The organism is Nostoc sp. C052 (assembly GCF_013393905.1).
Taxonomy (GTDB): Bacteria; Cyanobacteriota; Cyanobacteriia; order Cyanobacteriales; family Nostocaceae; genus Nostoc.
Map to the genome: position 1 here is coordinate 1,109,124 of NZ_CP040272.1, position 23,570 is coordinate 1,132,693.

A 23,570-nucleotide genomic window follows, 5' to 3' on the forward strand; every position below is an offset into this window, starting at 1 on the left:
GTTCGTGCAAAAACTTATTTTGTTTACCACCGTAGTAATGCTTAAAATAATGCAGTCATTGCTAACAAGTGCTTCAACAGATTTATTAACAAAACTTTGTCTCTATAATTAGAAGAGTTTTGGACTAGTGTAAAAATAAGTAAGTTGAGGATAAAATCATGAAATTTGGAATTGATAGCGGGCACAATTGTCCACCAGACACAGGAGCCAGAGGGATTAAATTTGAGGATAATTTAACTCTAGATGTAGGTAATAGAGTTATAGCCAAGTTAAGAGCTTTGGGTAACGAAGTCGTAGTATGTAGACCAAGTAGCGCTCGTACAGTAACAGAATCGCTCTCAAAAAGATGTTCTACAGCTAATTCGAGTAGAGTAGATATTTACGTCTCGATTCATTTTAACTGCTTTAACGGGCAAGCTAACGGCACAGAAGTATTTGCAACTAGTGATACAGGTAACAAAATCGCTAAACCTGTATTAGATGAAATCGTCAAATTAGGGTTTTTTAATCGTGGGGTTAAGAGTGGTTCCCACTTGTATGTCCTGAAAAATACAGATATGCCTGCAATTCTTGTAGAAGGTTGCTTCATCGATTCGCAAAAAGATATGAATCTTTTTGATCCTGAAGCAATGGCTAATGCAATCGTCAAAGGCTTAACTGGGAAAGTGTCAAGCGTTCCTGTTAAACCCGTACAAGATCAAGAAAATGATGTAGATGAGACTATCCTCAGATTGCAAAAAGCCTTAAATCAACTCAAAATAACCGATAAAAATGGTAAGGCGTTAGTAGAGGATGGCTTCACTGGGGGTAACACCAAATCTGCTGTAGAAAAATTCCAGACTATTATCGCAGTTCAGCCGACTGGAATTGCTGACACAACTACATGGAATGCCATAAATATAATTTTGGCAAAACGAATTATTAGACCAAACCATGCTGGTGGTGCAGTTGTCAGATACTTGCAATACCGTTTAGGTGTTGACAATGATGGTGTCTATGGCCCACAAACAGAGGTTATAGTGAAGAACTTTCAAAAGCAAAATGGTTTAGATGCCGATGGCATTATTGGGCCTGCTAGCTGGCAGAAATTAATTGGTTAGACTGATTATTTGTGCGATCGCCTGAAGCTGTTGACCTAAAATAATTAAAAGAGATAACCAGGGCGTAGGAGTCACTTATGCTGCTGACAGGAATATGTTCAACTTAACCAAGTTGGCGTTTGATAAGTATCAATCGCATTTGGTCATAAGTAATTTCCTATCGCTCTGGTGCTTTTTTGGCGGTGAAGTTTCGCCAAAAGTATAAAAGTAAAGGGCTTTTTAAGACTATAACAATCGTTACTGTTTTGTTGTATGAATGGACACAATTTTTGCTAGCTTTCAAAAAAATCGGCACGAATCCTACTTCTATCCTAGTGTATAGATATAAGCTTGTCTCAACCTCCGTACCATCTCTCGACGCACCTCATTTTGAACGCGGTTTCCACGCCGCCAGTGTTCTAACTGAATATTATCAACATAGAACCGTACAGAAAATTGCATAGCAGCGCCTTGGATGTCAGTTAGCTGAACTTGTGGTTCTTTCCAAGCAGTATTAGATTCTTTAAAACTATCATGTAGCCATTCGACCAATTTTAAAGAGTAATCGTCTAACCTGGTTTCATCTACTCCAGGATTTGAGAGTTTCTGAAATAATTTATTCAGTTTAATTTTCAGAAGTTCAATTTTTTGTTCCCATTCATCTGGCAAAAGATGTTGATCTTCAATTACTAAATCAGGATCTTTTAACCAAGCTTGATACCATTGGCGAATCAAGCAAATCAAAGTTTTTTTCTCAGTCTGTTCTTGTTCTTCTAGGTGCGATCGCAGACGTTTTCCTTTATATTCTGTGATGACTACTAGCCCGATAGTGTTCAATATTTCTAGATAGTTTTTCTGGAGAGTTTTCAGTTCTTCTGAATTCAATCCACCTTTTTCTAGTTTCTTAATTTCCCTAACTAAATCTTCAAATGCTTGTTCAACTTTTTGCAGTTGGCTGTTCACATCTTTTTCAACTAATAAACGCAGCCGTCCAGCTTCTTTTTTTGACAGATGATCGCCCTCTGCTTCTCTCAATGCCGCAAAACTATCTAAATGTTCAAGTTTTTCATCAAGATTACCCAATGTGTCTGGATGACCGAGAATAATTTGTTGCAGAATTTTTGTAGCTACCACTGCATCAGCATCAACTCTCACTGAAACTTGAATTGTATAAGCATAGTGAGTTGTAGGACGACTGAGATTGACTATATTTTGACCTCCTAAAGTTGTATTTGGTGTATATACTTCGCAATGCTCGTTAATCAGATATAGTTTTGTCACCCGGATGCCAATGTGTTTAATAATTGCAATTGAACCATCTGGCATGGATATGACATCTCCAAATCTAAAAGGTGTATCAACTAACAAAACTAGCCCACTAAAAAAATCGCTTAAAATATCTTTTACTGCCAAACCTAAGACTACAGTAATACTCCCTATTGCTAACCCAATTCCTGTTAAATCAATCCCAATAGTGCTGAAAAATAGAGATATTCCAATTAGGTAAGTGATGACTGGGATAAAATTTTGTAGTAGTGGAATTAATACATCATCCCAAACAGCCTCCGTTTTCCGGGCGTAGTCTTTTAAGTAGTAGACTCCTGCTTCTGTAAACAACAAAGTGATGCCATAAGTAAAAGCAGCAATTAGAAAAGCCGTGAGTCCTCGATCGATCCAATTAATAATTTTGCCCGATCCTAATTGACTAAGTGAGAGTTTTAGACTGGTAATGATAAAAATAGCGATCACAGGGATTTGTAAGATCCCCAAAATAAACAGGGCTGTATCTTTTTCGGCGCGACGAAAAAACGATCGCAATATATAAAACAGTAATATGTAAATTATAAAAGCAACAACTATGGATGCACCAAATGTATAAAAGAAAGAACTAATTTGCGCGCCTGTTGGTAAAGTCTGAGGTGGTGGTACTACGGAAGTTTTTGATGCTGATTTTGCCGCTTGGGCGATGAGGGTATAATTCATTGGTGTCTATTTCAAGTATTGCTAATAAGTCACTTTAGAAATTTTAGATTTTGAATTTTGGATTTTAGATTTCAGGAAAAATCCAAAATTTCAAATTGAATGCAGGAGAGGTTTGAATCTTATAAGTGAAAAAACCTTCTGCCTCCTGCTTCCTTCAATAAGGAAAATGCAAAATTAAGGGACTGACAAATAAAAAAATATTCAATTAACTTTTGTGGAGTGGGCATCTTGCCCACCTTATGGACTGGGATCTTGTATCGCCCACCCCACACACAATATTGGATAATTTATTTCTTGGAGTTCCCTAACCTTCGGCACTTTCAGCACGAACGGGAATAACAATTCCTTCTTGCAGTAGGGTATCTGTAAAAATCTTTCGCAGAACACGCTGAATCTGAAGATGTTTTCCTGGTTTTACCTTTGTTAATGTCCGTAGCAACAAGTTAGACTCTCCGAGACTTTCGACTCCATCCACCTGTGTGCCTTCGAGTACATCTGGATCGCCTGCTTTTAACTGCTGTCCTACCTCCTCAATCACTTTGTACACATGGGCTAAGTTGGAATCATGAGGCACACCAACTTCTACGACTGCAAAGATATACTGTTTAGAGTAATTAGTAATTGAGCCAATATCCCCATTGCGAATAATCTGCAATTGGCCATTGGGATGTCTGATACGAGTGGTTCTCAGTTCAATCGCCTCGACGATACCTTCGACAACTTTCTCTTCGACTTTTCCAGCCTCAATATAGTCACCCACTAAATAATAGTTTTCAAACAGAATAAAGAAGCCGCAGACAATATCGTTAATTAGTGTTTGTGCCCCTAAACCCACAGCTATCCCCACAATTCCAGCACCGGCAAGTATCGGAGTTGGATCGATGTCTACAGTATACAAAATGAAAACCGTAGCACCGAAGTAAATTAAGTATTGTAAAAAACTACGAAACAGAGGAACAAGTGTCAGGCGTCTACTTCTTTGAATCTCAGTCAGATTTTGTTCTTTGAACAGCACCTCTTCAATCAGTAAGTAAACAATCTCAAACAACACACGACTAATGAAGATGATGCCGATGATTTTGATAATTCGCTGGCCAAAAATTGCGATATTGGCAATTAGCTGCACTTGCTGAATTACCAATGTTGCCATGCAGACATAAATCACAAATTCTAAACACCGCTTTAAAAAGGGTATCAGGTGTCGGAGGCGATCGTAAAATCTCAGAAGGTTATCAGGGTTGGAGTATCTAATGCTGAGAGCATCTAGACTATCAACGATCGCAGCGACTCCTTTAAGTATCAGCAATCCAATGGCAACAATTAGATAAATCCGTAGCCCAATGTATAGATATTCCGAAACCGTTGCTGGTAATTTAAGAAACTGGGCACACAAAATGACAGCCCATAGCCAGGTTCCACCGCTGATTCTGTGATAAAGGGCGTTAAAGAAAGCATCAATGCTTTCATCGTCGGCAGTATTTTTTTCTAAGTTCTTGGCGCGATTACTCGCCACTTTCAGCCAATATTTCAGGAATTTCAGTGCGATCGCCACTAAAATAAAAGTGCCAATACTTTGAACTATGCCAATTCCTAATGTCACCCAAAATCCTGATGGAATACGCTCAATCAATAAGAGTGTGTATTGCTGAAGGTTTTCGCCACGATAAACTAGATAACCATTAGCGCCCACAATCAGAATACACAACACCAAACAAGCAAGCAACAATAACCCTGTGATGTTCCGACGGAGGGTTTTGATACTTCTATTTTCACTTTTTAGTATAGAGGTCTTAGTAAATAGCTTGAATAACTTACTTACAAGCCAGTTCAGTAATAAAAAAACAAAGATTACAAGGCTGACTTCAGCCAAAATAATTAATATGTTCATGTGTGGGTATAAAACTGAATTAATTTAACGGTTGTATTCTCAAAATCTATTGACGCGTTAACTTTTCGGGTGAATTGTATCGTTTGTATTTTGCCCAAGTAAACTTCGGTACAGAATAAAAGGGCATTGGACATTGGTTATTAATTATTCTCTCTAATCCCCAATCCCTTTCATTTATCGACATTATCCTTGAGTGCCCGCCGAGCTAACTTTACGTAAGTTTTCACAGTAGCGTAGGGCATCTCTAAATCTTGGGATATCACCTGCAATGATTCTCCCATTTCTCGGCGTGCTAGGATAGTGGCCCAAGTAGAAGCAATTTTATCAGTGCGATCGCCCCCTGTGCGTTTTCGTTGTGCGGTGAATAGTGCTGTCAATTCATCAATGCGTTCTCCCAGCAGATTTGTTAGCACCTGAGTAGGTAAATTTACTTCTGGTTTCACCCAATCTAAGCGAGTTTGTCCCAGTCCAAAAGTAGTCTTGTGTCCCGTACCGCAGTAAGGAGAAAGGCGTGCCAAAGCATAAAACAATTGGGTAAACTCAGAGTTTGTTAAAGCAGCCTTACTCAAACCACAGGACATTACCCCTGTGAACCCAGTCACCGAACCCCGTTTTCCGGCTGCTACCTTCACCGACTCCAAGCGATGCTGATGGATAATTACCCCTTCATCTATCCAATCGAGAAAAGGTTCTTGTTCGATTGGGATTCCTGAAAAGTCATTCCAGCGGCGTAGGTAGCTGTGAAAGAGATTAAGTGGCACTGGCAGGGGAAAATGATGACCTTTGCGGCGAAAGCTGGTAGGCGAGACAAAGCTGAAGTTGATATTAGAGGGTTTCTCTGGTATGGACTGCAATAATTGCCTGTAAGTTGTGGGTGAATGAGCGATACTCACCTGTTTGATGTGCAGAGGAGCGCCTCTCAAGTCGAGGATTTGAGGCAGTTGGGTTAACCATTGTTTGAGAAACTGCACCACTCTTGGAGATAAAGCATTGATATGCCAGTGGTAAATTTGCTTGGCTTCTAATTGCAGTTGTCTTCCACTAGCGAGGAGTTGACCTTCCAGCGCCGAAATATTGAAGGGCTTTTCTGACTCTCCATCATGGAGATATGCAGAAAGTTCTGGGTTAAATTGCCTTACTTGGTCGAGAAACCAGGCATGGAGTCCAATTGTGTACTGGGAGTAGAGGGAAGTGGAAGTGCTTGGCTCAAGGTCAAACACCAATCCTAGCAGTTCCGTGTCATCTCCCCAGGTAGGAAGGGAAGGGGGAAATTCTGGCTGTGGCTCAGTTTTGCGCCTGGTGGATGTAGCTGCTCTTGCCATCGTGGGATGTTATGCAAACGATGTCAAATATTGTAATCATTTTCCGTCCCCTTGAGGGGAATAAGGTTATCTCTTTTTGCCCTCTTCCGAAGATTAGTTAAGCAGTGACCAGATTATTTAGCTGCAATTCACACTGTTGAAATACATAATTGACAGCAGAAAATAATTTATCTAGCTATCCTGAAGAAAATTTATACAGTTGCTCAATTTCCAATTTAGCGATATTTAAACTGTGCGATCGCGGCTTCAATTCTGCCTAAATTTAAAGGCGATATCTGACAATAAACCATCCTGAACCTGTGTTTTTGGTTGTAAATGGTGTGAAAGAAGGTGCTTAGTTAGATTCAGTTTCTTTTGCATTCAGTCCCAGAAAAGTGATAATTTTTTTCATGACTATTTTGATTTATTTTATTAATGTCTGTCCCATACCCAACCGTGTTTTCATCCCCGTACCTGCAAACCGCGCATATTGAACTAATAAATTAGCCACATTCGCCAGCAAGGGGTCAGCACGATTGAAAACTTGTAACGTAACATTGCCGACAAATCCATTCACATAGCCTTTGTGTAATTGCCAGCTTCGCGTTTGAATTTTGTGATTTTTGAGTAAAATTGCATTACTAAGATAAGCAATTAATTCATCACTTCCCAAATAAACAGGTGCAAAATGATTCCAACGTTCTAACCAACTACGGAACATTAATGAGGGTATAGGTAGAGGTAAATTCGCTCCACCGTGAGCAAAAGTAGTGGGAGTGATAAATTGCAAATCAAATCGTTTTATTGGTTCTGGTTCATTTGCCACCAAAGTTGTGTAGAGTTCTTCATAACTAGTAATTTCGTCTTCGCGGTTAATGACATTAAATTTTGCTCCCAGAAACTCTAGAGATGCTGAGAGATTGAACTGAGAAATCGCTTTTGCTGAAATATTTTGCAATCCACACAGAGATAGTTTATAAAACTCCTCTGGATGAAAGGTCAAAAATTCTCTAGAAACAGAATACAAACCAATTATTCCTGAATGCGAAACAGAAGGAATCGACTCAGTTCCGATTTCTAAACCTAGCTGTTGATGTAGTTGCTTAACTAGTTCTAATGTATATGAACGAGGTAAAATTGTGGGTTCAGATACACTTAATGTCCAGTTAGAATGAATTAACATTAGTATTATGAATTCTTGAACTTAACCCATCCAGGTACAAATTTGATTTCACCATTGGGATTCATTACAGTCCGCCTAGATTTTGGTGCTTCAAAACCAGGTGCTTTTAAACCACAAGTATCGCGGATATCTTCTCGTAGTTCATCGTCTAGCAGCAAATTTATAGTAGTTCCAGTCATCCCACTACCCCACCCCAATCTCTGACTATAGGGAGATTTTTCTGGTTCATAAAATTCGCGGATATGATTAAAATCTAAATTTTTACCTGATGCTCTAGGATTGTTCTTAATTTCTTCCCAGTAATCATGTTCATAATCCCATTGTTCTTGGGTGAATTCCTGACATATTTGTAATAGTTCATCTATATTACTAAAGGGTAATTTCATTCCCTGTTTATGTTTAAACCATAAAAGCATTTCTGTATCTAAAGTCAGAGTAAATTCTGTTTGAACATTCCGTACCATTTCGGCATAAATAGACGCTTTATATTTGGCTAAGTAGTCAGGGAATCTGCTAGAAACTATTACCTCAGCTACAACAGGTAGATTAACAGGAATTTCTTGACCTTTCTTAGTTCTAATTTTGCTTTCTAGAAGTGGTTCTGAATCGGTGATTTTGAGCGCCCTTAAAAAATCTGTATTTGGCCCTTTACCTGAGAAATTTCTCTCTTGATATGTCAGACTAAATTCTGAGAATAAACTATCCATGAATAGCTCATCATCTAAAAATTTGTGCTGATATTGGTTAATTTGTCCTAGTTTTTGTCTCAAAGTTTTCTCAATTTCGCTAACCTGCTTTGATGAAGCTACTTGATAGCGATCGCCATGTTTAAGTAAATGATATGCTATAGCAGTTCTAATTGCTCCTTTAATCGAAGAACCAGGGATAAATAATTGACCCATGCCATTACGAATCATGGGACGCAAATCTGTAATGTTCTCCCCTGTCAACTTTTGGCTGATGGCTTCTTTGGGGAAAGCTTGACATCCATCTACACTTATATTCCACCACTCGAAGCCAAAAGCTTGTTTTAAAAGTCTGCTGATGTCTTCACGTTCTTCAATTGCTTGAATATAGTCATCTAAAAATCTTCCTCCTTGTTTAATCAAAGCTTTTGCCAAGGCTTCTTGATTAGGAAGATAGACTTTTTTATCTGTCTGCACATATTCAAAAGGATTCAATCTCGATACAGATGAGCCTATATGTAAAATAGGACTAGTCAACTGTATTCTTTTGGATTGATAGAAATCAGGTTTCTTAAGAGCAAATTCAGGAGAAAATGTCATTGTTTATTTCTCCTTTATGTTAATTGATAAGCTCAAGCTAATTCCACTACGGTAAATGGGGTGGAATTTATATTTCCCTTTATCATCTACTAACTGTATTGGTGTTACATCTACAAGTTTCCCCTGTGGTTCTTCTTTAAAAACAGAACCTTCACTGAACATTCGCACCATTTTGCGCCGGAGTTGATTTTCAGTTATCCAACCACCGCGTTCTTGAATTTCATAGCTGGCGTTATTTAAAAATTCAGTTTTTATGAGTGTATCCCAAAATAAACTCATGAGGGTGTGATAATTTCCAGCAGAAAAATCTACTATACTTTGCCAAGTTTCTGGTAATTCTAACCATTCAATTTCAAATCTCCCTGCACCACTTGAACGTTCTCCGCCAAGTCCTTCTTCTCCTAATAAATGTAAAGCAGCTTTTAATTGATCTGCTAATTTATCGCCTTCTGGGGAGAGTTGCAGGAGAAAATATAAACCAGATGGATTTTTATCTGATCTGAATTGAACAAAGCCAGTGTGATAAAGATTTGTGGCTCTAGTAACTCGATCTACTGCAATTTTCGGAATTTGATCAATTTCAAAGGCTTTTTTGTAATCAAATGTTCCTAATTGGCGCAGATGTCCATTAGATTGACCTTTAGTTTCAGTTTTTAACTCTTCAGCATCACCACCGATAAATCCCTCTCCTTGATACCATCTTTGCCATACTTCTAAAGGTAAGTAATTCAGTTTTTTATAGGTTTTGAAAAATTCTAGGTCTTCAGCAGGGTAGTTGATGGGAAACTTGAGAGGACGGGGAAGATAGTAAATTGTGTGTTCGTTCTCTTGTCGATAGATGAATGTAGAACTTATCCGCAAGGGGGGTATTAGTTGTGGGTGCTTTTCAGAAGGAAATCTCTGCAATAATTCTTCAACTGCATTTTTACCAAATAACCGCGCATAGACGCTTACCCAAGCACTAAATAAAGCATCAGAACGGACGCGATCGCTTGTTTCTTCAATCCCAATTCCCAATTCCCCAAAGTGAGCAGGACTACGCCCAAAATTGAGTTTAACTAATTTCCACACACTCATGATTCATTCCCTGGCAATACTCGCTGTTCGATGTAATCGCGTAAGCTTCCAAAGTTATCTAAGAGTGCTTGTGTATTGGCGATAGATTCTAATGGTTGTAAACCTGATGTACCAGCAGGCGTGTTGGTAATCTGACGATATTGTGCCAAGCTGCGATAGGAAAACTCGAAGTTTTGAAATCTGACTTTACCGTAGCCTCTAGAACCGTGTCCGCCGAGTGCATCATCTTCTAGAATGGCTAGTGCGATCGCAATATTTTGCAAATCTTCAACGGCTTGGTCTTTATCTTCTACGGTATAAACTAATTCAAACTGGAATTTTGATCCAGCAGGTACACGCTCTAACTGTCTGGGGTTTGCCGCCGCCGTCACGCGATCAATACCGTTTTCAAATTTCCACTCGGTCATATATAAACCGGTATCAACTTGCTTGAGCTTTGCTGCTGAATCTGGTAGCAAATGGGAATCTCGAATAATCAGGCGAGCCGGTGCATTACGTCCGCGATTAATTCTGACGCAGTTCTGACCTTGGATTGTCTGAGTAGGACTATTATTTTCCAATAATCCTTCTTCTCTAGCAGCCTCAATTGGCATCCAAAATTTTGAGCCGCCAGTAGAACCAAACAATCGGCTAATTTGACAGGTACTAGCGCCTTCATAAGCAATAAATCGTCCTTCTTCAACTTCGGTAAATCCATTTACCAAATCATCACTTTCATAGCGCCAAGTACCGCTTCCTCCTGTGCGATTTAGAGGTTTATTTAATAACCGTTCTAAAGTGGAGCGTAGTTTGCCTTTAATAGATGAACCAGGCAAGTAAGGATACTTTGTTAGAGGGTCACGAATAACAGGTTTATCTAGTCCACCAATATCTAAATTTTCACCACCACCGCCAATGTGCAATCCAGTTTCTACAGAAAGGTGACTAGTGAGGGACAATTTACCAAGTAAGGGTTTTTGCGCGTATGATGTTGGCATAATTATTTTCCACCTTCAGCTTTGTGATAAGCAATAATTGATTCAAGTAATTGAACTAGACGCTCAAAATCTTCTTTGCTGTGAACTTTATCAATAGCTGCTGACATCACCTCACCTAATGGTTTTGCTGCTCTCTGTCTAGCTGCGGCGTATGCCAATTTGGGTTTAAGCAGAACTATTTCTGTTTCAATTTTGCTAAATTCGCCTGTTTCAGTTAAATCGGCTTTTAAGCGATTTACAGCATCTAAGAATTTACGTACTTGATTAGTTTCTAATCTTTGCTGCTTAAGATAAGGGCCAAATTCTTCAGCATGTTTAACTAAGTCTCTGATAGGATATTTTTGTAATCCTTCCGTTAAGCCATCAATAGTTTTAACAATTTGTTCGACAATATTCTGTGTTTTACTTGTATTTACTTGAGGAATTAATTGTCTGGAGTTTACAGGTGGGGAAGATGGTTTAGGTTTAATTGGCTCTGGCATATAATTATCAACGGTTTAAGAGTTCAATCCAAGTTGCGATCGCCCGAAAATAAGGTGCATTATATGGACTTTTTAACGAAGTCCGAAAATCATTGTCATCTAGTACATTTTTAGGTAATCTTGCTAGAGTATAAGCAATTTTTGGAAGATGTAAATAGTAGCGAGTACCTAAAGCCTCCTTTGATTCTTTATCTTCTTCAAACTTTTTTAAGGCTTGCTCTTGTATTTGTGCAGTTATAAGCAGATTACGCACAAAATTACGTGAATAATTAACCCCAATATTTTGTGCTTCTAATTTTTTTACAAATGGTAGCACACCTAATAACTTTGGCTTGTTTTCAGGATGTAAATACTTTTTTATTTCTGGTTCAAAAAAATTGATGTCTTCTATCTCTAACCATTCATCCCATTTAAAAATTTGAGCAAATAAACCTAAACTATCTCTACCATTTGCTTTAGCTTTATTCTCAGCCTCACCTGATGATTTTGCAGCTTGATAAAGCGGGAACTTAATATCATCAATGCTAATTCCACCTGATAGCGTAATATCTGGATTATTTCCTGTATAAGCACAGAAACACTGATAAACGTCAAAAGCAAATTCTACAATTTCATTCCATGCGCCACTGACAAATAAATCATCACCTCCTGCATAAATAAATAGGAGATTTTTTCGCTCTCTCTCTCTTAAATATTTGGCATTACTTAAAACTTCAATAGTTTTATCTTTGTAATACTTAATAAAATTATCATAACGATTTTCTGCCAAACTATTGAGGTACACCTTAAAGAAATAACTCATTTGGCGGGAAAGTCCTGCAATTCTTGGTAAAGTCCGATTTTCTTTATCTAAACCTTCAGCAAAAATTCTGCCCAGTCTATCTACATCCATTCGCAAATAACCAACTCTAGGAATTGCACCTACTTTCTTTGCTGCTTCTGCCATTTCCTCAGCGCGAATGAATCTCCCTGGTTCTACTTCACTTTCTTTACCATAGTTTCCTAATAATAGCAGCAAATTATTATCTGTCTTATAGTGTTCTAATTGCCAATCGTTGATGAGAAAAACTATTTCATTATTTTGAGCTAAATTTCTTGCTTGTTGCCATTCTGTGAAAAAATAGTAGTAGTAACCAGGAATATGAACTCTGTCTACATAACCTTTGATATTTGACCTTTTTGATCGCAATAACGCCTTAACATCAAATATATTATCGCCTAGCTCAAACATGGTACGGCATATCCAGCAGGCAGGGGAAGAATCTAAATTCCGGCGAATTAATGGTTTTAAACTAGGTAAATCATCTCGATGACAAACTCGGCAAGGTTCATAACTCGGACTGGCTTTGAGAAAAACATCGATTTCTTGATAAAATTTACGAGTCTTTTGTGTGGCTAAATCTTTAGTTAGTTGTGTCCAATAATTTGCAAAACTTTTATCCTCTAAAGCTTTAATAGGGACATGTATGGAATCAATTGCTAAAAATAGTTTGCCTTTAAAGGTGTTTAATAGCCATCTATTAAACGTTTGACGTATTTTGTTTACAGATTCTTTTATCTGTTGTGATTCGCCCGATACGATTAAGTAAAAATTGCCTCCTCCAGCATAAATTATATTAGTACTTGGGAGTTTTAAATCTCCGATTAATTGCTGTACTACTTCTTGGATAACTAATTCTAAATAAAAACTCCTCGCTCGTAGTGACTTGAGAGCGCCATCAGAAGAAATTGTGTAGATAAAATTTTGTATTCCTGATAAATCCCCAGCAATTAAGCTGATATTTTCAGCGTCACTATTATTAACTAAAGCGGCTGTAACTGCTGCTGTAGTCTTTGCTCTGTCTACTAAAGCAACATCAGGTTCACCAAAGCTGAGACATGAGCCAAATTTTTCTAGAATTAGTATCAGCCAGGAAAGATTATCCCAGTTTTCTTCAATATAGGGTAAGACTTCACTTTGAATTTTGTCTTTAAAAGCCGACTTTTCTTTTTGAACAGATTCTAAATCTGATGGATAAGGAATATCTGGATATTCTTGATTATTATTTTCAATTGCTAACAGTCGATGGTAATGAGCTTTTGGTTGATATTGCTTGGGTTGGTCAGATAACTTTACTTTGTCAAATAGCAAACTCAACTTTCCAATTTTTGAATAATTTTTCCAGCCCAATACATTTTTAGCTCTAGTAACTGCTGGATGCTCTTTTTTTTGAACGGGTAACTGATTATCTGGCTTTGCCCAAATAGCCAAAGCAGCGATCGCCTGCTGAACAACCTGTAATGCAACCTCTTGAGAACTTGTCACCATAAAAGCTTTCGTTTATGTAAACTGCAAACTATATAAAACCTGAAGCTAGAAGTAATAGCGATCGCATCCTACCCCTACCTATTAATCAACTGCCTCATTTACGTAATATACTTAAATAAAATTAACGTATGAGTAGCATAAAATGCAATAAATATATTTTTATCATCAATTTTTCCCATTAAATCGATTATATTCAGAGGCAAACACGCATTTTAAACTTGTATTACTTTTTTTTGAATAAATTCTCAGGTAAATTGAGATTTGTACTCATGTCAATTTGAACAACTAAGTGTTGCATATTAAACTTTAATCAACTAAATCACCCAGGCTATATGCTGGGTTATGGGTAATACAGACAACATACTTGCCTAACTTGGGGTCAAAAAATGCGATCGCACCGTAAAGATGCCCTACCTTATGTGCTAATACAAAGGCTACAGGCACAGACACCGGGCCATTAATCTTCAGTAATACTCCCCCTGCTAGCTCTCCTGTTTTACTCATCTCATCCAGACGTGCTGCCGCATCTTTGACAATTTGGTTATTTTGTGCGGGTTCGGCAAATCCGATTTTTAACACTTCACCTTCAAAGACGATTTGGTAAGTCGTCATTTTTTTCACACCTCCACGAATGCCTTTATCATACAAGTGATTGGAAGGGGGTCTTCCAAGCATAGTAATTATACTGTTCTCAATGTATAACTCTAGAACATACAACTACTCTACCAAAATCGCTGCAAGCAGTCTAAATTGAAAGACCTAAGCTAATCGGCATTTATCTCAAGCAGAGGAAGTACGATTAATCCTATGCCAATACTCGCTCTCTACAGTGTCTTTAATTATGAATTAGTAATTATTCAGTCAGCATTCTCACAATCCATCTGCACCACACAATTTCTTCCTTGTGCTTTTGCTTGGTAGAGTCCTTGGTCAGCAGCAGCAATTAAGGTTTCAGGAGATAATTGGCTATGAGGTATAATGGTTGCCACACCAAGACTTAGGGTGATGAATTCACTGACATCAGAATGAGGGTGAGGCATTTGTAATGCACTAATATTGGTCTGAATATCTTTGGCAACTGCAATAGCCCTTTCGATATCAGTATTCGGCAAAATGACTGCAAACTCTTCTCCACCATAACGAGCAACTAAATCTGCGGGGTGTTTCACTGTCTGAGAAATTGTCTTGGCAACCTGTCTAAGTGCATCATCTCCTGCCAGATGTCCATGCGTATCGTTGTAGAGCTTAAAGTAATCGACATCACACAAAATCAAAGATAGCGAACCTTGTTCTCGTGCCAATCGTTGCCACTGTGTCTTTAACGTGTCATCAAAGCAACGTCGATTTCCTACTTGGGTTAGACCATCCGAACAGGCAAGGCGCTGTAATTCTTGGTTTGCTTGTTGTAATTGGTGGTAAAGTTCTGATTGCTGAATAGCGATCGCAGCTTGACCAGCTAACTGGTTAAATAAGTTAATTTCCGATTGCTGCCATTGTCTGCTGTTATGGCATTGGTGAGCAATCAATAATCCCCACAAACGCTCTTGCTGCAAAATGGGTACGACAAGGTTTGCCCGAATTTGCAGACTTCGGAGGAGATCAATATGACACGGCGATAGTCCCGCATTTTCAATGTCTTCGATCGCTCTGGTGTTACCTTCTTGGAAGTAAGCTGCACGTGTGGATTTAAAGCATGTGTCCATAACGTGAAAACCAAGAATGGACATACACCCTTCTGCTAAGGATTCTACAGCAACTAACCCACTCCAGTCTGGCTCAAACTGATAGATTAATACTCTATCTACCTGAAATAGTTGTCGCACTTCGGCTGCTGTGGTTTGCAAAATCTCGTCTAACTCCAACGATTGTCGAATGCGCTGCGTCACTGCTGCCACAATTCGCTCGGACTCGCTTTGGTGTTGAACCTGCTCAACTACCTGAGAATTTGCCGATACTACAGTTAATGCGATCGGATCAAAGTAAGGGGTTGTAGTAATAGGCACTGCACTGGGTTGAGCAATCAAATAGCCTTGAGCAAGATTTGCACCTCGTTCTCGCAGCCAGTTCAATTCCTCAATGCACTCAATTCCTTCAGCAACGGTCTGGATGTTTAATTTTTGAGTAATCTCTAGAAGCTTTTCAGTAATGGAAGCTTTGTAAAGGTCTTGATGTACATCTCGAATTAACTCCATATCCAGCTTGATAAAGTCTGGACGTAACTGATGCAGCAAGTTTAGGCTGGAATAGCCAGAACCAAGGTCATCAAGAGCGACTAAAAACCCAGCATCTCGGTAGTATTGTAGTACTGCCTTGAGGTGGGCTAAATCTTGAGGATTGTCTGACTCCACGACTTCAAAAACAACGCGATCGTGCGAAATTCCAGCAGTATCAATTGCCTCTACTGTACTACGTAGGCAAAAAACTGGGTCATAAAGTGACGTTGGTGCAAAATTGATGAAGATATGCCCACTCACTTGATGGCGACTGAATTGATTGATTGTGCTGAGGCGAGCAACTTGGTCGAGTTGTGGTATGAGTCCGGCTTCAGTTGCTAACTCTATAATTGGTGTCGGTAGTACTAAATTGCCTTGTTCATCCAGTCCCCGCAAGAGCGATTCATATCCAAAAATCTGCGATGTATCGTTAATTGAGACAATTGGTTGGAAGTAACTGGTGAATCGTTCCGCTGCTAACATTTCAACCAGCCAGTCGGATTGGTTCAACTGAATGAAGCGTTGTAATGAGGCTATGTCACTAAAATCGTGGATTTGAGGTTGGATAGTACCTCGAATGAAAAGGACTTGCGTTTCTTTTAATTCTCTTGGTGCAAGTAATTTGGCCAGGTTACGGGCAATTTCTAGAGACTGTCCGGTTCTACAGTTCAAACTCAAACCTGGCCGTTCTTGCATCAGTTCATACTCAAGAGAAAACTGCTCTAGGTAGGAGGTGACTTTTGTTAGGGTATGTGGAACAGGGAACCAGAGAAAGAGCCTACCTGCCTCCTGAGTCCGGCAGCGTGCAACATTGCGACAAGCGCAGGTTTTGGAGATAGGACATATTTGGCTCATAGCTAACTAATTTGCTTAATCCAATTTAGTTTATTATTCCCACTATTTTTACTGTAAAAGATAAACTACCCTTCAAATACATGAAGATTTGATGAGTTAAGTAAACTGAATAATTTAGCTGAGTAGATAACCTAACAACACTTACCAAAATTTATACGGTACACTCAAGTAATTGCCGATATATTTTGCGTAATTAAGCAAAATAATCAGGAGTGAGATCAATAATTTAAGTTACAAACTAAAGGTATAAATAAGCAGATTAACAATTCAAAATGACGCTCGTAAACTTGCTAACGCTGCGCTAACAAAATTCAAAATTAAAGACATTTTAGACGTTCGCGTAGCGTCTCGTAGAGAAGAGAAGTGCCTTGCGATAAGTTAAGAGCGTTGTGGCAGCTGACGCTCCTCCGTCGCTCATAGCGTTGCCATACCGTACCACTTCGTGGAAGCAAGCTACGCGTTAGCGTCTCTGAAAGAGAAGGCTTTACGCTAGCGCTAACGGGGGATTTAAACCCCGATTGAAATGGCTGCTACATATAGATTGCAGGTTCTTAAACCCTTTAATTTACGATAAAAAAACTTTCTCTCGATTAATTAAGAGTAAATATAGCGGTTCCCACTCAAATAAGGTGTAGGGGCAATTCATGTAGATGCCGAGCGGCTTCCCGCAGGGTACATTGGTGTCAACTTAACGTGAAAACTAGCGTAGTAAAAGCTTTTAGATATTGTCTCGTTCCCAGTCGGAGACTGGGAATGCCATCCTAGAGGCTCCGCCTCGCTTGCTGGCGGCAGAGCCACCAGGAGCAGCATTTCCAGCCGGAGGCTGGAAACGAGGTTTTAAAGGAGTTTCAGCTTACAGCAGTTTTCATGTATTTGAACCACATTTATCGTAAGGGCACAGCATTGCTGTGCCCCTACCGCGTGGTCTATTTACCTGAAAATAGCTGTAAGTTGACTAATTTTAATTATGGGGATTTCCCTGTTCCCTCTTAAGCAGTTTATACACCACAGGCGAACACTCAGCCATTCCAAATTCTGCCAATTAGAGTTGCAATTGCCTTGACTAATTCCTCTGGTTCGATGGGTTTGGATAGATGCTTTTGAAAGCCTGATGCGAGTGCTTGTTGCTGGTTGATTTCTCCTGCATAAGCAGTTAAAGCGATCGCTGGCATCTGTTTGGCTTGTTTTGCCTGCAATACTTTAATTTGCTGCATCAGCATATAGCCATCTGTCTCTGGCATCCCAATATCACTGAGCAGCATATCTGGTTCTGATTCTGCCAATACTTGCAACGCTTCTTTTGCTGATGTCACAGCAATTACCCTTGCTCCAGCCTGCTCTAGCACAAATGTGTGGAAGTCACGAGTATCATCGTCATCATCCACAACTAAGATTTGGATGCCTGCAAGAATTTCAGTCACAGAAGCAGGATTTAATGCAGTAATATTTATGTCTGGTTTTGGGGGTAAATCTTTCTTAATTAATGGTAGCCTGACTCGGAAAATCGCTCCTTGCCCTTCACCTAAACTTTCGGCCGAAATCGTGCCACCATGTAATTCTATTAAATGACGAACAATTGCTAATCCTAACCCCAAGCCACCAAATTTTCGGGTTGTTGTGCCATCAGCCTGACGAAAATATTCAAACACATAAGGGAGAAAGTCAGGGCTAATTCCCTTACCTGTGTCACTGACGGTAATCTGAGCTTGAGTGTCAACGCGCTCTAGTTGAATATCAATTTTCCCTCCTTCAGGAGTGAATTTAACAGCATTCGATAAGAGATTCCAGATAACTTGTTGTAAACGACTAGAATCGCCCAAAACTTGCCCGAATGAACCATCTAACATTGTCTGAATTTGAATGTTTTTAGCTTCTGCTGCCAAACGCACTGTTTCCAATCCCCCCTCAATCACAAGCACTAGATTGACAGGAAACATCTTGAGGTTGAGTTTGCCTTGTAATATTCGGGAGACATCGAGCAAATCTTCAATTAGTTGAGCTTGTAATTTAGCATTCCGCTCGATGGTTGCGATCGCTTTCTTCATGGCTGCGGTGTCAAATTCACGAGTCTGCAAAAGTCTCGCCCAACCAAGAATGGGATTGAGAGGCGATCGCAATTCATGGGAAAGTACTGCTAGAAACTCATCTTTAATCCGGTTGGCTCTTTCGGCTTCAGTTCTGGCAGCTTGCTCAAGTTCTAGGAGGCGATCGCGTTCGGCTTCTGCAACTTTGCGTTCTGTAATATCAATTACTGAGCCAATGTAACCTTTAAACTCACCGTCTACCCCAAACCACGGATTAGCAGCATCGATACAAGAGCGATATTCGCCGTCTTTGCGCCGCAAGCGATATTCCATACGGAAAGCCGAATAACTGCTACTAGCTTCCAGAAAAATATTCCTAACGTCATTGCCATCCTCTGGATGTACAGCATTTAACCAGCCAAATCCCAGACCCGCTTCCTCGTTTTGACCTGTAAAGTCGTACCAACTTTGACTGAGATAGGTGCAATGGCTATCAGTGTCTGTCACCCAAACCATGAAGGGGGCATTGTCCGCCATGTTGCGGAACTTTTCTTCACTTTCCCGAAGGGCTTTTTCTGCCTGTTTGCGATCGCTAATATCTGTAGTAAAAATGCTTACTCCTTCTGCAAAGGGGTAGACGCGATTCTCAAACCAGCGCTGCCAAGTAGGATAAAAGTATTCAAACTGAACAACAGTTTGTTGTGCGTAGGCGTAGCCCGTCGTAGACATCGCTTGATAAATTTGAGTATAAAACTCGCTGTTGACCACATCTGGAAAAACTTCCCAAATGCTCCTACCTAGCAAATCTTCCTTTTGGATACCAACAACTGCTGCTACCTGGTCATTAACAAAGCTATAACGCCACTCTCGATCCAACACATAAAACTGGTCTTTGATACCAGCTAGGACAGTCTCTAAGTGTGCTTTCGCCACCTCAGCTTCAATTCGCAATCCTTGTTCGCGTTCCATTGCCTCTTGGCGGAGACGAGCCATTTTGAGGGCTGCCTCTACCCGCGCCAACAATTCACGGGCAGAGAAGGGTTTAATCAAATAATCATCGGCTCCCGCTTCTAACCCTTCCACCCGTGCCTCTTCCCCTGCCCGTGCCGACAACAGGATGATGGGAACTTTTTGCGTCTGCGGATCGGCTCTTAATGCTTGCAGCAGTCCAAAGCCATCTAATCCAGGCATCATCACATCTGTCAGTATCAAGTCTGGAACACGCCCACGAGCAGAATCCAAAGCCGCTAAACCGTCCGGCACTGATTCCACCTCATATTGCTGACTTAATAGCCGTTTGACATAATCGCGCATGTCTGCGTTGTCGTCAGCCAGGAGAATCCGAGCAGAGGGAGTAGAGGAGCGGAGGGGCAGAGGGGAAAAGGAAGTATTTTCCTCCCTTGCTCCCCTGCTCCCCTGCTCCCCTGCTTCTTCAGGTAGCCAACGCAGGGCTTCTTCTAAATATGGGATTGCACCTAATGCGGTTGAAGCTAAAGTTCTAGGGGTACTAATTCGGTCTAGAGGCAAATGAGCATATCCTGTGGGAATTGACACAGTAAAGCAACTACCTGCGCCTAGAACACTGGTGACATCAACTTTTCCACCATGCATTTGCACCAATTCTTGCACTAGTGATAATCCAATTCCCGATCCTTCAAAAGTTCGTCCTTGCGCCCCTTTGACGCGGTGGAATCGTTCAAAAAGGTGGGGGATTTCTGCTGCTGGGATGCCGATTCCTGTGTCTTTGACTGCAAACTCAATATGGTCATTTGACCACTGCAAACTGACCGCAATTTCTCCAGCCATCGTGAACTTAAAGGCATTCGAGAGCAGGTTAAGAACAATCTTTTCCCACATCTCCCGATCGACATATACTTGTGCTGGCAGGGAAGGACAATTGACTAATAATTGCATTCCTGCACGTTCTACTGCTGAACGAAATACACTAGCTAGTTCTGTGGTGAAGGTGGCAAGGTTGGTGGGTTCATAAGAAGCTTGAACCCGCCCGGCTTCAATGCGCGAGAAGTCTAGCAAGCTGTTGACAAGTTTCAGCAACCGGAGTCCATTACGTTGCACCATTTCTAACTGCTCTAGTTCTTTAGGTGGAAGCAGAGTGGCACAATTAGTTAAGGTGTCTTCTAATGGCCCCAGCATCAGGGTAAGTGGGGTACGGAATTCGTGGCTGACGTTACTAAAAAAGACGGTTTTCGCGCGATCGATTTCTGCCAAGGCTTCAGCGCGTTTGCGTTCTTCTTCGTAAGCTTGGGCGTTAGCAATGCTGGCTGCAATTTGAGCTGCAACTAAATCGATGAATCCTTGATAATTATCGTCGAATAGCCGGAAGGGGTTTAAACCAGCTATTAATATACCAGCTTTTCCCGTTTGACCGGATGGGGCAATGGGGACTGCGATCGCTTGATGGGGCGATCGCTGCCAAACACCACAAGGTAGACTACTAAAAGACACTTCCAAATCGGAAATCAGTTTTGCCCGATGGGTTTTGATCACTTCTGCAAAGGGCCAAACCCCATCAGCATCAAGAGCTACTGTTTCTGGAACTGCTAGATGATTTTGCTCAATGCGACACGTTCCAGCTAAAAAAACTTCCTGCTTATCTGGATCAACCAGATAAATCATTGCAAAAGGGAGATCGTAAGGGTTGCTTTCTAAACAACTCGCACTCACCGTACAGGCTTCATCAAACGTCCGCGCGTCTGCTGTTCTCGCCGCTAGTTCGCGCAAAAGTGCCAACTGACGCTCACCGATAATTCGTTGCGTATCGTCTGTGTTAGCGCAGATAATTCCACCTGTATCGCCCTGGTCATTAGGAACTGGGCTATATGAAAAAGTATAATAGGTTTCCTCTGGGTAGCCGTTGCGCTCCATAATTAGCAGCAGCGCTTCGTCGTAAGTACCCTCGTTCTTCAGCATTGCTGATTCGGCTCTAGGCCCGACCTGATCCCATATTTCCCGCCACACGTAGGAAGCTGGCTGCCCAAGCGCTTCTGGGTGTTTGCCGCCAATAATAGCCTTGTAAGCATCATTGTAAAGGTTAATCAGTTCCTCGCCCCACCAAACAAACATGGCTTGACGGGAAGTTAGCATGATCCGCACAGCAGTCTTCAAACTCTGTGGCCACTGCTGTGTTGGGCCAAGAGAAGTTTTTGACCAATCCAGTTCTCGCATCCTAGCACCCATTTCACCCCCGCCGAGAAGGAAATTTACGTCGGCGTTTCTGGCAGACGTTGACTCGTTCTTCATTAATTCCTCTCGATTGGTCATGCGTCGGTTACAAGCTACATTTGCGATCGTCTTTTGGGAAAATCCTCTAGGAATTAAGACGTTTAAGCTTCTAAACAGTCATTTTAGAGGATATTTAAGGCTATATACAGCGTGAAATGCTAACTCTGTTGTGACTTTTCAAAGCATTGAACTAGTCTTTTTGGGGCAAGTTGCTGTTTTGACTATTTTTATTGTCACCTTTATATCATCAATATTCTCAGCTACCAAGGGGGATTCTCATTCAAAACTCACAAAACTATTCTTATAAGTATGTTGGCTAAATAATTTGACTATGTTCACCTGACTCATTGAGTAGGCTCCTAATTCGCAGTGTTGCTAAAAGAGAAGGTGTTACATATCCATTTTTACAACGATTAATTGTTGGAAAGATGATACCAAACTCAGTAGCAAAACTTTCTTTAGACAGATTTACCTCTTGCCGCAAGGCACGAACTAGTTGGTCAATATTAGGTTGCTTCGCCGCAAGTAAATTTATACTCTGAAGCATATAGATCAAAGTTTATAAAGCACTATATAAGTACTAATGCAAAATTAAATATACATTTGTCATTGCGAACGCTACATTTCATTTTGCTCTCTACGAGACGCTACGCGAACGCAATGACATAAATAATTTTGCGTAACCACTTATGATCAATTTTTACGACGGAGTGTTCTTTTTCGTCTATTATTCTTGAGATAGAGATTGTGATTAAGTCAGAACATCACAAATTTTATCATAAGATTAATTTATCGCTTCAAGAAAAAAGAATATTTGATTTTATTTGCGAAGTCGCTTTATCCTAAAATCAGTGGGAGCATCCCAATTTTGCAAGAACATGTTTGTCATTGCGTTTGCTCCACGATGTTGCGTACCCTGGGGGTTCTCCGTTCGCGTAGCGTTCCGTAGGAAAGGAGTACGCAATGACAATTTATCACCTGGGTTTGATATAACTTACACATTTGGGATGCTCCCCTTGGTTTGCGATTAATAAAAATAATAAACAGGATAATATTTAAATGTTAGAGCAGCAGATTGATTGCCCCACCAGACCTAAGACAAGTTCAATGATCATGAAACTTTTCCAAATAAGTCTAGTGGTCTTAGTACTTTTGATCAACTTAGCAGTTGCTTTCCCCTCTTGTGCAGAAAGTACGCCTTCTTTGCCTAGCAATTCTAACTACTTTGAAGTTGGGCAAAAAGTTATTTGGCTTTACAAGCCTCGCGCAGATTCTAGCGATGTTCAAAGAATTCCCGCCGAAATAGTCAAGTTAAGTTCCAAGCAAGTGCAAATTAAGGTATACAAACATAACAATGAATCTGTTAATCGTTGGGTAAATCCCAACAAGCTTGAGAAGTCACAGAAAGTTAAAGAATCGGTATTCTAAAATTTTGCTGGATGAAATTAAATCTAATTTTAGCTAAGTACAAAACCAGACGTAGGTTGGGTGGAGCGGAGCGCAACCCAACAGATATCAGGATGTTGGCTTTGGCAAAGCCTCCAACGCCACTTGCTAGAACGCTCTTAACCCGCGCAACGCAGTGGTTCCCCAACCTACAATTTTTTTGCAACATTTTAGCCTTGACACACCACTACAGTACCTACTTTTGTTCAAAAATTAAATAGTAAT

16 protein-coding genes are annotated in these 23,570 nt (G+C 40.3%); 3 read left to right on the forward strand and 13 right to left on the reverse strand.

What is annotated here, in order from left to right:
• Positions 1 to 158 precede the first annotated feature (158 nt).
• Positions 159 to 1,100, forward strand: a complete 942-nt coding sequence (locus FD723_RS04720; protein WP_179064300.1) for an N-acetylmuramoyl-L-alanine amidase — start codon at positions 159 to 161, stop codon at positions 1,098 to 1,100.
• A 306-nt stretch (positions 1,101 to 1,406) separates the two neighbouring features.
• Here the strand turns inward: FD723_RS04720 and FD723_RS04725 are convergent, their stop codons facing one another.
• From FD723_RS04725 to FD723_RS04775, 11 genes are all read right to left on the reverse strand, one after another.
• The gene (locus tag FD723_RS04725; protein WP_179064301.1) at positions 1,407 to 3,062 is read right to left on the reverse strand and encodes a mechanosensitive ion channel family protein; all 1,656 of its coding nucleotides are present in this window, start codon (positions 3,060 to 3,062) and stop codon (positions 1,407 to 1,409) included.
• 304 nt (positions 3,063 to 3,366) lie between these two features.
• Positions 3,367 to 4,950: a mechanosensitive ion channel family protein gene (locus tag FD723_RS04730; RefSeq protein WP_179064302.1), complete on the reverse strand. Its 1,584-nt coding sequence runs from the start codon at positions 4,948 to 4,950 to the stop codon at positions 3,367 to 3,369.
• 170 nt (positions 4,951 to 5,120) lie between these two features.
• Positions 5,121 to 6,272 carry a CRISPR-associated endoribonuclease Cas6 gene (gene cas6, locus FD723_RS04735; protein ID WP_179064303.1) on the reverse strand — a complete coding sequence of 384 codons (1,152 nt, stop codon included), beginning with the start codon at positions 6,270 to 6,272 and terminating at the stop codon, positions 5,121 to 5,123.
• A 403-nt stretch (positions 6,273 to 6,675) separates the two neighbouring features.
• On the reverse strand, positions 6,676 to 7,434 hold the full coding sequence (gene cas6, locus FD723_RS04740) for a CRISPR system precrRNA processing endoribonuclease RAMP protein Cas6 (RefSeq protein WP_179064304.1): 759 nt from the start codon (positions 7,432 to 7,434) through the stop codon (positions 6,676 to 6,678).
• A gap of 5 nt (positions 7,435 to 7,439) precedes the next feature.
• The gene (gene csm5 / locus FD723_RS04745; RefSeq protein WP_179064305.1) at positions 7,440 to 8,720 is read right to left on the reverse strand and encodes a type III-A CRISPR-associated RAMP protein Csm5; all 1,281 of its coding nucleotides are present in this window, start codon (positions 8,718 to 8,720) and stop codon (positions 7,440 to 7,442) included.
• 3 nt (positions 8,721 to 8,723) lie between these two features.
• Positions 8,724 to 9,797, reverse strand: a complete 1,074-nt coding sequence (gene csm4, locus FD723_RS04750) for a type III-A CRISPR-associated RAMP protein Csm4 (RefSeq protein WP_179064306.1) — start codon at positions 9,795 to 9,797, stop codon at positions 8,724 to 8,726.
• Positions 9,794 to 10,774, reverse strand: a complete 981-nt coding sequence (gene csm3 / locus FD723_RS04755) for a type III-A CRISPR-associated RAMP protein Csm3 (RefSeq protein WP_179064307.1) — start codon at positions 10,772 to 10,774, stop codon at positions 9,794 to 9,796. Before csm3 ends, csm4 begins: the two co-directional genes overlap by 4 nt.
• A gap of 2 nt (positions 10,775 to 10,776) precedes the next feature.
• The gene (gene csm2, locus FD723_RS04760) at positions 10,777 to 11,256 is read right to left on the reverse strand and encodes a type III-A CRISPR-associated protein Csm2 (protein ID WP_179064308.1); all 480 of its coding nucleotides are present in this window, start codon (positions 11,254 to 11,256) and stop codon (positions 10,777 to 10,779) included.
• A 7-nt stretch (positions 11,257 to 11,263) separates the two neighbouring features.
• Complete coding sequence (gene cas10 / locus FD723_RS04765) at positions 11,264 to 13,564, reverse strand: type III-A CRISPR-associated protein Cas10/Csm1 (protein WP_179064309.1); 2,301 nt, start codon at positions 13,562 to 13,564, stop codon at positions 11,264 to 11,266.
• A 306-nt stretch (positions 13,565 to 13,870) separates the two neighbouring features.
• Positions 13,871 to 14,176, reverse strand: coding sequence for a CRISPR-associated protein Csx3 (locus FD723_RS04770; protein ID WP_179064310.1), 306 nt, complete (start codon positions 14,174 to 14,176; stop codon positions 13,871 to 13,873).
• A gap of 245 nt (positions 14,177 to 14,421) precedes the next feature.
• Positions 14,422 to 16,632 carry an EAL domain-containing protein gene (locus FD723_RS04775; RefSeq protein ID WP_179064311.1) on the reverse strand — a complete coding sequence of 737 codons (2,211 nt, stop codon included), beginning with the start codon at positions 16,630 to 16,632 and terminating at the stop codon, positions 14,422 to 14,424.
• Positions 16,633 to 17,357: 725 nt separating this feature from the next.
• Between FD723_RS04775 and FD723_RS04780 the strand changes: the two genes are divergently transcribed.
• Positions 17,358 to 17,525 carry a hypothetical protein gene (locus tag FD723_RS04780; protein ID WP_179064312.1) on the forward strand — a complete coding sequence of 56 codons (168 nt, stop codon included), beginning with the start codon at positions 17,358 to 17,360 and terminating at the stop codon, positions 17,523 to 17,525.
• 126 nt (positions 17,526 to 17,651) lie between these two features.
• On the opposite strand, the gene FD723_RS04785 is transcribed toward FD723_RS04780, so the two are convergent.
• On the reverse strand, positions 17,652 to 21,917 hold the full coding sequence (locus FD723_RS04785; protein WP_179064313.1) for an ATP-binding protein: 4,266 nt from the start codon (positions 21,915 to 21,917) through the stop codon (positions 17,652 to 17,654).
• A 298-nt stretch (positions 21,918 to 22,215) separates the two neighbouring features.
• Complete coding sequence (locus FD723_RS04790; RefSeq protein WP_179064314.1) at positions 22,216 to 22,446, reverse strand: transcriptional regulator; 231 nt, start codon at positions 22,444 to 22,446, stop codon at positions 22,216 to 22,218.
• A 566-nt stretch (positions 22,447 to 23,012) separates the two neighbouring features.
• On the opposite strand from FD723_RS04790, the gene FD723_RS04795 reads away from it, so the two are divergent.
• Positions 23,013 to 23,327 carry a hypothetical protein gene (locus FD723_RS04795; protein WP_179064315.1) on the forward strand — a complete coding sequence of 105 codons (315 nt, stop codon included), beginning with the start codon at positions 23,013 to 23,015 and terminating at the stop codon, positions 23,325 to 23,327.
• The last annotated feature ends 243 nt before the right edge of the window (positions 23,328 to 23,570 follow it).